10 protein-coding genes are annotated in these 12,959 nt (G+C 34.0%); all 10 read left to right on the forward strand.

What is annotated here, in order from left to right; all coding sequences use genetic code 11:
- The first annotated feature begins 442 nt into the window (after positions 1-442).
- From CARFE_RS0111845 to CARFE_RS0111890, 10 genes are read left to right on the forward strand one after another with little or no spacing between them, the layout of a single operon-like run.
- A complete protein-coding gene (locus CARFE_RS0111845) occupies positions 443-1,552 on the forward strand; it encodes a glycosyltransferase family 4 protein (protein ID WP_028052894.1) in 1,110 nt (369 codons plus the stop codon).
- Positions 1,553-1,573: 21 nt separating this feature from the next.
- A complete protein-coding gene (locus CARFE_RS0111850; RefSeq protein ID WP_028052895.1) occupies positions 1,574-2,956 on the forward strand; it encodes a phosphomannomutase/phosphoglucomutase in 1,383 nt (460 codons plus the stop codon).
- Positions 2,957-2,984: 28 nt separating this feature from the next.
- The gene (locus CARFE_RS0111855; protein ID WP_028052896.1) at positions 2,985-4,370 is read left to right on the forward strand and encodes a mannose-1-phosphate guanylyltransferase/mannose-6-phosphate isomerase; all 1,386 of its coding nucleotides are present in this window, start codon (positions 2,985-2,987) and stop codon (positions 4,368-4,370) included.
- A gap of 43 nt (positions 4,371-4,413) precedes the next feature.
- Complete coding sequence (locus CARFE_RS15755; RefSeq protein ID WP_051250307.1) at positions 4,414-5,733, forward strand: exopolysaccharide biosynthesis polyprenyl glycosylphosphotransferase; 1,320 nt, start codon at positions 4,414-4,416, stop codon at positions 5,731-5,733.
- 1 nt (position 5,734) lies between these two features.
- Positions 5,735-6,979, forward strand: a complete 1,245-nt coding sequence (locus tag CARFE_RS0111865; protein ID WP_028052897.1) for an O-antigen ligase family protein — start codon at positions 5,735-5,737, stop codon at positions 6,977-6,979.
- A gap of 18 nt (positions 6,980-6,997) precedes the next feature.
- The gene (locus tag CARFE_RS0111870; RefSeq protein WP_028052898.1) at positions 6,998-8,101 is read left to right on the forward strand and encodes a glycosyltransferase family 4 protein; all 1,104 of its coding nucleotides are present in this window, start codon (positions 6,998-7,000) and stop codon (positions 8,099-8,101) included.
- 12 nt (positions 8,102-8,113) lie between these two features.
- Positions 8,114-9,166, forward strand: coding sequence for a glycosyltransferase family 4 protein (locus CARFE_RS0111875; RefSeq protein ID WP_034542112.1), 1,053 nt, complete (start codon positions 8,114-8,116; stop codon positions 9,164-9,166).
- Positions 9,167-9,198: 32 nt separating this feature from the next.
- Positions 9,199-10,140, forward strand: coding sequence for an SDR family oxidoreductase (locus CARFE_RS0111880; RefSeq protein WP_028052900.1), 942 nt, complete (start codon positions 9,199-9,201; stop codon positions 10,138-10,140).
- Positions 10,141-10,169: 29 nt separating this feature from the next.
- Positions 10,170-11,327 (forward strand): glycosyltransferase family 4 protein, encoded by a 1,158-nt coding sequence (locus CARFE_RS0111885; protein WP_028052901.1) that lies wholly within the window; start codon positions 10,170-10,172, stop codon positions 11,325-11,327.
- On the forward strand, positions 11,320-12,648 hold the full coding sequence (locus CARFE_RS0111890; protein WP_051250308.1) for a sugar transferase: 1,329 nt from the start codon (positions 11,320-11,322) through the stop codon (positions 12,646-12,648). Before CARFE_RS0111885 ends, CARFE_RS0111890 begins: the two co-directional genes overlap by 8 nt.
- Positions 12,649-12,959 lie beyond the last annotated feature (311 nt).

Genomic DNA, 12,959 nt, shown 5'->3' on the forward strand with positions numbered 1-12,959 from the left:
AACTGTTAAATTTTAACTCTTATGTATCTTTTTACGCTGGCAATGGCCAATATTTTTTCTGCATTTTTCTTTGCCGTTTTATGCATTTTTATATTGCCAAACACAGATTGTTTAAAAAGTTGAATTAAATAAGATGAATTGAATCTGAATCTTGAAAAACATTAATTAATATTTACATTGGCTTTTAAAACATCTAAACGTTTATGTAACTATATTTTCTAATTTAAAACCGTTCTAATATATTTATTTATGTTTAATGAACTTTATCAGTATTGCGGATGGGGTTGATTGAAAAAGTGATACTTTTGTGATATCAAGTCTTTTTTGATTCAATTATTGAGACTGTAAAAATAAGTAATACTTCAATTATTTATAAAAAATCAATGTAATTACGACATAATAATAGTATTTTAAAAAAAATGAAAGAAAAAAGGTGTAAAGAATGAAAAATATTGCCATAGTTCACGAATGGTTAACATCAGTTGGTGGTTCAGAAAAAGTAGTAGAAACATTGTTATGTACGCTTAATATTAAAAAAATTTATACCTTAGTTTATCATGCAGAAAATTTTAGCAATAGTGTCATATCTAAGTTTCCTATCGAAACTTCGTTTATTCAAAAAATACCTTTTGGAAAAAAAAAATACCGTTCTTTTTTACCCCTAATGCCATTAGCAATTGAACAATTTGATTTAAGTGATTACGATATTATTATTTCTAGCAGTCATGCAGTTGCAAAAGGAGTGTTAACCAATTCACATCAAGTACATATAAGTTATATTCATACACCAATTAGATATGCTTGGGATCTTTATTTTCAATATCTCAGCGAAGGGAATTTGGAAAAGGGTGTCAAAAGCATAATGGCAAGACTAATACTCCATTATATTCGACTTTGGGATTATGCTGCAGCTCAACGAGTTGATTATTTTATTGCAAACTCAAAATATGTAGCAAGAAGAATTAAAAAAACTTATGGGCGTGAGGCGGCCGTAATTTATCCCCCGGTAGAAGTTGAGAAGTTTAAAGTGAATGCAAAAAAAGATAATTATTTCCTTGCTTTTTCTCGGCTTGTTCCTTATAAAAAGATCGATTTAATTGTAGAAACATTTAATAAGTTAAATTTGCCTTTAGTGGTAATTGGGGATGGGCCGGAAATGAGTAAGATTAAAAAAATTGCCGGGAAAAATATTGATTTATTGGGCTGGCAACCCGATGAAGTGGTAAAAGATTATATGGAAAAAGCGAAGGCGCTTGTATTTGCGGCAGATGAAGATTTTGGAATTATTCCTGTAGAAGCTCAGGCGTGTGGTACTCCAGTAATAGCCCTCGGCAAAGGTGGGACCAGCGAAACTGTTATTGATGGTGAAACGGGAATACACTTTAATGAACAAACAGTAGAAAGTTTAAGTGACGCTATAAGTAGGTTTTTAAAATTCGAAGATAAATTTGATCCTTATTTAATAAGAAAAAATGCGGAGAGATTTTCTAAAACTCGTTTTCAAAATGAAATAAAAAATTATTTAAATATGATTATTGAAAAGCATTTTTGAACTTTTTTGGAGGTTGTTTGTATGCACATTATTCCTTCTATCTTCCGTGAATACGACATTCGTGGTATAGCTGAAACCGAACTTACCAATGAAGTAGTGGAAAAAATTGGACAGGCCTATGGGACATTTCTTAAAAACCAGGGAATAACAAGAGCTACTGTCGGTGGCGATGTTCGGCTTTCTACCCCGAGAATTAAGGATTATATCACAAAAGGTCTTATGGCTGTAGGAATAGATGTTATTGATATCGGCATAGTTACCACGCCGCTTTTTTACTACAGCCTTTATCATTTTGACGTAAATGGCGGGGTAATGGTTACCGGAAGCCATAATCCTAAAGAATTTAACGGCTTAAAACTTGCCCTTGGGAAAACTACTATTTACGGTGAGCAAATTCAGGAAATACGAAAAATAATTGAAGAAAATAGGATAGCATTGAGTGAAAAGCCGGGTAAAGTTACTCAAGAAAACATTGGCCAAGCTTATATTGAGATGCTCACCTCAAAAATAAAACTTGGCCCAAAGAAATTAAAAGTAGTAGCTGATGCAGGCAACGGAGCGGCTTCGGACTACATCGTACCTTACTTAGAAGCCCTTGGCTGTGAAGTTATACCATTATACTGCCAGCCTGATGGCAATTTTCCCAACCACCATCCCGACCCGGTCAAAAGAGAAAACTTAGTGGATTTAATAAACCATGTCCGCGAAGAAAAAGCTGACCTGGGTATTGCCTTTGATGGCGATGCCGACCGCATTGGGGTAGTAGATGACAAGGGGGAAGTAGTTTGGGGCGATAAGCTCATGATCTTATACTGGCGGGAGATATTAGCCCGGTACCCGGGCGAAACGGCAATTGTGGAAGTAAAATGCTCTCAGGCATTAGTAGATGAAATAATAAAGCTTGGAGGAAAACCGTACTTTTATAAAACCGGACATTCTCTTATTAAAGCCAAAATGAAAGAACTAAATGCGTTGTTTACCGGGGAAATGTCCGGCCACATGTTTTTTGCTGATGAATATTACGGCTTTGATGATGCCTTTTATGCGGCCGGAAGGCTTTTAAGGATTCTATCCAATACCGATAAAAAATTGTCCGAGCTTTTGGCTGATGTTCCGGTATATTACAGCACCGCCGAAACCAGAATTGACTGCCCGGATGACCTGAAGTTTAAAGTAATAGAAAAAATAAAAGAAGAGGCATTAAAACAGTACTACGCCATTACCGTTGACGGCATAAGGATACTTTATCCTGATGGCTGGGGACTGGTTAGGGCATCGAATACACAGCCGGTCCTGGTGGCAAGGTGTGAAGCGAAAAGTCCAGAAAGATTGAAAGAAATAACAACTGATTTAAAGCAAAGAATTATTAATGCAGGGTTAGAGGATTTTGAGTGGGAGTATTAAAAAAAATAAAAAATTAGGTGGTATAGGTATGAAAGCAGTAATTTTAGCCGGTGGAAGTGGGACAAGACTTTGGCCGTTATCCCGAAAAACCTATCCCAAGCAGTTTTTAAGCCTTGGGGATAAAGAATCTTTTTTGCAAAAAACTGTTAAAAGGATTTTGACTGTTTTAAATCCGGAAGATATTTTTATTATTACCAATAATGACTACAAATTCCTCGTCAAAAACCATGTAGAAGAGATTAACTCTACATTAGGAGAAAATATTTTGTTTGAGCCAGTGGGTAGAAACACCGCACCTGCGGTCGCCCTGGCGGTAAAATATCTTTTAGAAGTAAAAAAAGTAAATGAAAGCGAAACCATATTTATTTCTCCTTCCGATCATTTAATTAACCCCCAGGATGCTTTTGGTGAATATCTTTTAAAAATGGACAACCTTGCCCAAGCAGGTTTTCTTGGTACTTTTGGTGTTAAACCTACAAAACCGGAAACAGGATATGGCTACATAGAAAAAGGAGAAGAAATTAGTGAAGGTTTTAAAGTAAAACGGTTTGTAGAAAAACCAAATCTGGAAAAAGCAGTAGAGTACTTTCAAAGCGGAAACTTTTACTGGAATTCCGGGATGTTTGCATTTACTATTGGAGATATATTGGAAGAATTTAAAAAACATGCTCCGGATATTTACGAAAAAATAGAGGGAAAAAGTTATGAAGATGTTTTAAATACTTTTTCGGAAATGCCGGATATTTCTCTGGATTATGCGGTGATGGAGAAAACGGATAAAGCTGCAGTAATTCCTTTAGAACTGCAGTGGTCTGATGTGGGATCCTGGGAGAGCATTTATGAGCTACTGCCTAAAGATGACGATAATAATGCGGTAATAGGAAATGCTCTGACTATAGAAACTAAGGATAGCCTGATCTTAACCGAAAAAAGACTTGTTTCAACTATAGGTCTTGAAGGGATTATGGTAGTAGAAACTCCGGATGCCCTGTTAATCGCCAAAAAAGGTGAAGCCCAGAAGGTAAAAGAAGTAGTTAGTAAGCTTAAAGAGCAAAATCTACCCCAATCAGACGAGCACCTTACCATCCACAGGCCCTGGGGGAGTTATACTGTATTGGAAGAAGGGCCAAGGTATAAAATAAAACGTATCGTGGTAAATCCCGGGCAGAAGCTGAGCCTTCAATTTCACTACCACCGGAGTGAACACTGGGTGGTGATAAAAGGAACAGCGCTTGTTGAAATAGACGGTCAGGAAAAGTATGTTTACGAAAACGAAAGTATTTACGTACCTCCAACCAAGGCGCACCGCCTGATAAATCCCGGCAAAGTGCCTTTGGAAATAATCGAAATCCAGGTGGGCAGCTATGTTGGGGAAGATGATATTGTTCGATTAAAGGATATTTATGGAAGATAAAGTAAGTTTATGTCTAAGAGAGGTATGATGGAATTTGCTTAGGATGAATGGAAAAAAATTAATTTTTTATGGTTTGAATTTTTTAGTTAGCGTTTTGTTATTTTTGTTAATATCATTTTGTGTATATGATAACATAATTAGAATAAAACATGAGTTTAATGGATTTTGGTATTTTTTGATATTAATTCCATTATTTTTAACGTATTTTAAGTATTATTTTAGCAGTGATGATTTGCCTTTTAATTTTCAAAATGAATTAAAATCATCATTAGTTTCAATAATATTTACTCTGATTTTATATATTTTCATTGTTTTTATTTTTAAATTAAATATAAGTCGTTTGTTTACTGGTACTTACTTTTCTGTTGAGTTTTTTCTTTTAACGCTGAATGGATATACTTATAGTTTAATTGTAATGAAATATAAGGAGATTGAAAAAGTAAAGATTGAAATCCAAAAGATAAATCTTCCATACCTGTATGTAAAGATTAATGAAAATAGTGAAGATAAAATAGTAACAGTCAATATAAACGAATTTAATGCACGTTTCAATAAAAAAACAATTGAGTTACATGTGAAATGTCGTTGCGATATGAATGAAATAAAAGAATTAATTGAATTATCTATAAAAAATAGTTGTAAATTAATATTTTATGAAATGAGTACTGATCAAAGTATTGTTATTAATGGAGAAATAGCAGTTTATAATAATAAAGTTGTGGATGTAATTGATAATAGTGATGTAAAAACATTTTCACAGAAATTTAAGAGGCTTTTTGATATAATTTTAAGTGTCTTTTTACTAGTTACTGCTATGCCAATTTTTATCATTATTTCAGTCTTAATCAAAATTGATTCAAATGGTAGTATTATCTTTAAGCATGAGAGAGTTGGATATAAAGGGAAAAAATTTTACTGTTATAAATTTAGGACAATGTATGCTGATGCGAATGAGCGTTTAAAGAAGCTTTTAGAAAAAAACCCTGCTTTAAAGGAAGAATGGGAAAAAGAATTTAAACTAAAAAATGATCCGCGCGTTACAAGAATAGGAAGAATATTACGTAAAACCAGTTTAGATGAGCTTCCGCAGTTAGTAAATATAATAAAGGGAGATATGAGTTTAGTTGGCCCCAGGCCAATAACTGAAGATGAGATAAAAAAGTATGGGAAATATATTTATTACTACTTGAGTGTTAAACCTGGATTGACTGGTTTATGGCAGGTAAGTGGTAGAAATGATATTACATATGATGAAAGAGTAAAATTAGATGTTTGGTATAGCAAAAATTGGGATATAATTTATGACATGTACATTTTATTTAAAACATTTACAGCAATAGTTTTTAAAAAGGGAGCGTATTAAAGTGATTGTAATAGGTCAACGTTTAGAGTTTATAATAAAATTATTAATTTTACTATATATTTTATTTTCGTTTGTTGTATTTTTTGAACCAGCAATTTCTGATTACCTTTTTTTACCCCTATTTTTCTTTTTTTTAATAACTTTAATAAAAAATAAAAAAATTAGTGCAATCTTTAAAAGCAATATAGAATTTCTTGTTGTTATAATTTTAACTTATAATACATTGCAATACGCTATTTTAGGGGGAAATTTAAGATTTTTTATTGCTACACAATACTTATTATCCTTATATTTACTTTTGAGGTACTTTGATGAAGAATTTGGAGTGAAAAACGTAATTATATACGCTTATAATTTAGCAGTAATACTATCTATGGTAATTTCTTTGATTGGCGTTTTAAAAATTGCTAATTATTATAATTTTAGTTTTGCAAACTATATAGTTAATGATCATAGAATACAAAGTCTTTTTAAGGACCCAAACGTTTATTCAGCTTTCTTAATTTATTTTGTTTTATCAAGAGTAAATAATATATTAGACAATGAAATAAGTGATTTCAAAAAATATAGCTTTGAGATTTTTCTATTTTTCATTTCGATTATTTATCTTATTTTATCAACAAGTAGAGCAAGCTTTTACTCTTTATTAATAGGGATATTTTTATTGTACATATTAAAATATTTTCTTACAAAAGATAGCAAATTTAAAATAACCAAGAAGTTGTTGGCACTTATAGTTATTATATGCTTAAGTATTTTTATTGTGCCCAATCTTTTTCATGAAAATAGCTTATATATAAGTAAATTTAAAAAACTTATACCGTTTGGAGATAGAATGATTATTAAAAATAAGGTAGAAAATAATTTAAAAGAAACTAACATATTACAAGATTATGATACTGGTGGACGATTTGTTGCTTGGAAAGCTGCTTTTATCTTGTGGCGGAAATCCCCTATTATTGGAATTGGGCCTGGAAATTTTGAAAGTTACTCTCCAAAGATTGAAGAGAAGCTTGGAGCAAAATATATTACTCCTTCAGTTCATAATTTATTTTTAAGAATATTAGTTGAGAATGGTTTTTTAGGATTAATTTTATATCTTTATTTGTTCCTAAATATATTGATAAAAAGTTTAAGACAAGGAGATTACGTGTTTTTCAGTTTTGTAATAGTTATTTTATTAAACTCATTATTTATTGATTCTTTGCATTGGCGGCATTTGTGGTATCTTTTGGCCTTAATATAAATCTTGGGGGCGCAATAAATGAATATATATTTAGATTGTAGTCATATGAAACCTGATACTTTTACAGGTATTCAAGTGTTTACCCTTAATTTTCTAAAAGAATTAAGTAAAAACTTAAATAAAAATTTAAAAATAATAACTCAATATCCGGAATTATTTGATTTTATATCTAAAGATAAGATTTTAGTTTTAAACTCCTTTTTTAGAGATAAAAAAAATCACTGGAAAAAAAGATTTATTTGGTTTCAATTTTTTTTACCGTATTTACTTAAAAAAGATGATATTTTAATTTCTGCCAGTAATGACTTACCTTATTATGGTAGCTTTAAAAAAGTTGTAGTGGTTCATGATGTTATTCCATTAGAATATCCCAATGGAGTTCCCTTATTTACTAAATGGTATTTTAAATATAATGTAAAATTTTGTATTTCAAAATCTGATTTAATATTTACAGTATCTGAGATTTCGAAAAAGAAAATTTTAAAATATACAAAAATTGAAGAAAACAAAATAAAAGTTATACCACCGGGGGTTAATCATTTAGGTAGAAATTATGTGAATGATGATGGAAAATTAAATAACATAATTAAAAATGTTAACAATTATTTTTTAATTGTAAATCCTAATTTACCCCATAAAAACTTTAAAAATATGATATTAGCCTTTTTGAATTCTGAAATATGTAATAAAGCTAAATTAATTGTTGTTGGTGAACTTAATTTTGAAAATCAAAAGTTAATACAAAATAAAAATAATGTTATACATTATCCCAAAGTAAGTAATTATGAACTTCAAATGTTATATAAAAATTCTATTGCTGTTATTAATTGTTCTTTCGTAGAAGGATTCAGTTTAGTACCTTTTGAAGCTGCATTATTTGAAAAACCATCAATTGTCAGCTTTAATATTCCACCGGCACAATATTTAAAAAATGCAGTACTTGAATGTGATCCAAATGATATTTTGTCTATGGCTACAGCTATAAATAAAATGTATTATTTATATGTTAACAAACCTGAAGAATATCGTAAGATGGGTAGTTTAGCAAAAAACTTAACAAAAGAACTAACATGGGAAAACTATGTAAAAAAATTTCTTGATGAATTATTGAAATTATTTTAAAGGAGATGTATTATGATTCAAAATAATAAACAAATTTATATTAATTCAAGGTATAAAACACAAATACAGACTGGGGTTCAAAGGTATGCAAGTGAAATTATAAAAAGAATTTCATCAAAACAATTTATTGAGTTATATCCATCTAAAGAACTACCTTATGGATTAGGGCACCTTTGGGAACAATTCATTTTGCCTGGAAAAATAAGAAATAATTCATTATTGTGGTCACCTGGTGGTTCAGGACCTATTATTTACAAGAATCAAGTTATTACTATGCATGATATTGCGCCTGTTGAAAATCCTGAATGGTATAACAAATATTTTGCAAAATGGTATAAGTTTCTTTGGCCAAAGCTTTTAAAAAATGCAAAACATATAATAAGTGTTTCAGAGTTTACTAAATCAAGAATAATAAACATATACAATGTGAAGCCTGAAAAAATTACTGTTATACACTTAGGAGTAGATGATAAATTTTTTATAGATGAAACAAAAGATGAGGAAAAATGTGAAAAAGTAGCAAGTAAATATAACTTACCAAAACAATATTTACTTATGGTTTCGTCACCATCACCAAGAAAAAATATTGAAAATATAGTAAAAGCATATGAAAAAATTAACAGACTAATTAATATACCATTAGTTATAGTGGGAAAGTCAGGGTTATCATTTGCTGGTAAAATGAATCTTGATATTCAAAACAATAAAAATATAATATTTACTGGTTATGTAGATGATGAAGATTTACCTTATATCTATCATAATTCTGCTGCGTTTATATATGCTTCATTGTATGAAGGATTTGGTTTACCTGTATTAGAAGCTATGGCTGCAGGTACTCCAGTAATTACTTCTAATCTAACTTCAATGCCTGAAATTGCAGGAGAATTTGCATACTATGTTGATCCTTACGATATTTCATCTATTTCAGAAGGTATTTTGAAGGTAGTAAGTGATATAAATCTGCGGAAAAAATTAATTAATGGTGGTAAAATTCATGCAAAGAATTTTTCATGGAATAAAACTGCAGCAAAAACTTTAGAAGTACTTCTAAAGTTTGCTTAAATATTTTAAATAACAATGAAAGGGGATTAACTTTGGCAAAATTCCTGGTTACCGGTGGAGCAGGTTTTATTGGGTCCCATATAGTGGAGAGGTTGGTACGAGACGGAGCTGAGGTCGTTGTCCTGGATGATTTATCAAGCGGTAAAGAGGAAAATCTCTCGGAAGTTTTAGATAAAATTACCTTTATTAAAGGAGATGTGCGGGATTTAGATTTATTAAGAAATATAGTCGAAGATGTGGATTATATATTTCACGAAGCGGCGATGGCGTCGGTGCCGGCTTCTATCGATGACCCTTTAAAATGCCACGAAGTAAACGTTACCGGCACGATTAATGTGCTTTTGGCTGCTAAGGAAAACGGAGTAAAAAGAGTGGTTTACGCGGCGTCTTCAGCAGTATACGGGAATAATGAAACTTTACCGAAAAAAGAAGACATGTACCCGGAGCCGCTTTCACCTTATGCGGTTTCGAAGTATGCCGGAGAGTTATATCTTCAAGTTTTTACCCGGATTTACGGTATTGAAGCGGTGGGACTTCGATACTTTAACGTTTACGGCCCAAAGCAGGACCCCAATTCCCAGTACGCAGCGGTGATACCTAAGTTTATCGATGCATTGTTAAAAGGTATGCCGCCGACAATTTATGGGGATGGTCTGCAGACCAGGGATTTTATTTTTATCGATGATGTGGTTGAAGCGAATATGCTGGCTTTAACGGCCCGGGGAGCTTCTGGGAAGGTATTTAATATTGCCTGCGGAGAGCGGATTACTTTAAATAGGCTTTACAAAGTGATAAAAGAGATTATCGGGGTGGATATTGAGCCAGTATATGCTGAGGCAAGGGTTGGAGATGTCCGGGATTCCCTTGCGGATATATCTTTGGCCCGGAATATTTTGGGTTTTGAGCCAAAGGTGAGTTTGGAGGAGGGCCTTAAAAAGACGGTTGAGTGGCATAAACGGAAGTTGGAGGTTTGAAAGTAGAGGGTGGATGCTGGAGAATTAATATGAAGAAGAAAATAAAACTTTTGCACCTCATTACCTTAAGTGAGGCGGGAGGAGCCCAGAAGGTTCTCTATCATATTGTTAGCGGCCTAAATCCTGAAGAATACGATATTACCGTGATGGCTGCTCCCGGAGGAGAGTTATTTTCCTGGTTAAAAGATTATCCGTATATAAAACTTTGGCCGCTACCGGAGATGGAGCGGGAAATAGTTTTAACGAAGGATTTTAAGCTATTATTGAAATTAATAGGCATTTTTAAAAAGGAAAAGTTTGATATCGTCCACTGCCACAGCACCAAAGCAGGAATAGTAGGGAGAATTGCAGCTTTTTTTGCCCGCGTGCCGGTTAGGATTTTTACCGTGCACGGTTGGGTTTTTGACTTAAATCAACCACTACTTAAATTTCTTTTTTATGTCTGGGCGGAGCGACTGGCGGGCTTGTTTGGCAGCATGATGGTGACGGTATCCCGGGAAGATTACCGGAAAGGACTTGAATATAAAATTACCCGGAAAGAGAAGTTAACCTATATTCCCAATGGCTTGCCGGAAATTATAACAAAAAAGGGAAAGCTTCGGCAGGAGCTTGGAATTAGTGATGAAATAAAAATAGTAGGAACTGTATTTCGCCTTGCCCCTCCCAAGGACTTAGAGCTTCTCCTTAAAACAGCGGAAATGGTAATAAAAAACTGGGACAGGGTTGTTTTTGTCGTAGTAGGAGATGGACCGCAAAAAGAGTGGCTTCGGGCGGAAATATTAAAAAGGGGGCTTTCGGAAAAAATCCATCTTTTGGGACACCGGGAAGATGTTTACGATTTGTTGGGGGATTTTAATGTTTTTACGCTTTTTTCCCGGCATGAAGGCTTACCCGTTTCGATTCTCGAAGCTATGGCGGCGGGATTGCCGGTGGTTGCCAGTAAAGTGGGAGGCATACCGGAACTTGTTTATGAGGGAGAAAATGGGTTTTTAGTGGATGAGGGAGATGCTGAAAAGGCTTTTCACGCCATAATTTCCCTTTTACAGGATGGGGAGCTCAGGTTTAAAATGGGAAAGAGGAGTTTTTCTATTTATAGCGAAAATTATACCGTTGAAAAAATGGTCAGTTCCTATGACTGCCTGTACAAGAAACTTTTAAAAGATACGGAGGCAGTTTTTGATGGATAAAAATACAAAACTAAAACTTTTAACCATTGCTTCCGTTTTAATTGACGCCGTTTTCTTAAACCTCGGCTTTGTAGCGGCTTTTTTGCTGCGCTTTGGTTTTAAGCTTCCTGAAGAAAACTTTATAGCTTATCTTACCGTTTACCCGTGGGTAACTTTAGCGGGGCTTTTACTTTTTAATGTGTATGGTTTATACCAGAGTTATAAACGAAGCCGGGCAGAAGTTATCGCCTCTACCGTTTGGGCGATCGTGCTTTTGCTGCCGGTAGCCATGGGCATGGCGTTCTTCTTCCGGGGCTTTTCCTTTCCGCGGACGGTTTTCGTGGTTGCCCTTATCCTGCAGCTTATAATTTTTATTCCCTGGCGGCTCTGGCTCTGGCGGCTGGAGAAGAAAGCATATGGAGCAAGGCGGCTTTTATTAATTGGCGGTCACAAAGAAATCCACATTACCCGGGATAAGATCAAAGATAACAAGATTGACCTCTTTGAGGTTGCGGGAAAGCTGGCAGCTCCGGGAACAATTGAGGAAGTTAAGGAAGCCATCAATAAGTACCGGCCGGAAGTGGTACTTATCGGTAATAACCTTCCGGACAAGCTTAAAAAAGAAATATTACTTTTAACTTTGTCGGAAAATATTCCGGTGTACGTTATCCCCGATTATTATGATATCGTCCTTTCCCAGGCCAAGCTTGAATCGATAGGCGACTTACCGGTCTTTTATTTGGAAGGGCTTTCCTTGCCTGCCGGGATGCAGATGGTCAAAAGGGCGATGGATATCTTGCTGGCTTTAATTGCCCTAATTTTGGCAAGCCCGATAATGCTTGTAACTGCCCTTTTAATTAAGCTTGATTCCGAAGGACCGGTATTTTACTTACAGGAAAGGGTAACGGAAAACGGGCGAAAATTTTACTGTTATAAATTCCGCACCATGGTGAAAGATGCGGAGAAACTCACGGGACCTACTTTAGCTACGGAAAACGATCCCCGGATTACCCGGGTCGGAAGGTTTTTACGGGCAACCCGGATTGATGAATTGCCCCAGTTAATAAATGTTTTAAAGGGGGACATGAGCTTAGTTGGACCAAGGCCGGAACGCCCTTTCTTTGTCGAAAAATTTACCGATGAGGTTCCGGAGTATGCCTTACGTCTAAAACTAAAATCCGGTCTAACCGGTCTTGCCCAGGTTGAAGGGAAATACAGTACCTCTTTTGAAGACAAGCTAAAATACGACTTGCTGTACGCCAAAGCTTATACCCCTCTTAAAGATTTAGAAATTATCCTGCACACGTTGAAAGTTATTTTAATTAAAGATAAAGCATCCTAATGGAAAAAGATATTAAACCTCCCATAAAATGGGAGGTTTTTTTCTGTTTTTAGCGAATATTATTTTATCCCGAGTTTGTCAGTTAATTGCGAAAAACGGCCTAAAAAAGCCCGCAAACCCTTGAAAATACTGCATCGATTTTTTAAACCTTTCAAAAATGTAGGGACAAATTATTTTTAGATATAGCCTTGAAAATATAGATTTATGCTTATAACTTATGGTACAATATGCATAGATAACCTTTTTGGAGGGGTTTCTATGCATCTTAAAGTAGTTAAAGCAGGGAATTACGAATATGTGCGTTTGGTTGA

The organism is Carboxydothermus ferrireducens DSM 11255 (genome assembly GCF_000427565.1).
Taxonomy (GTDB): Bacteria; Bacillota; Z-2901; order Carboxydothermales; family Carboxydothermaceae; genus Carboxydothermus; species Carboxydothermus hydrogenoformans.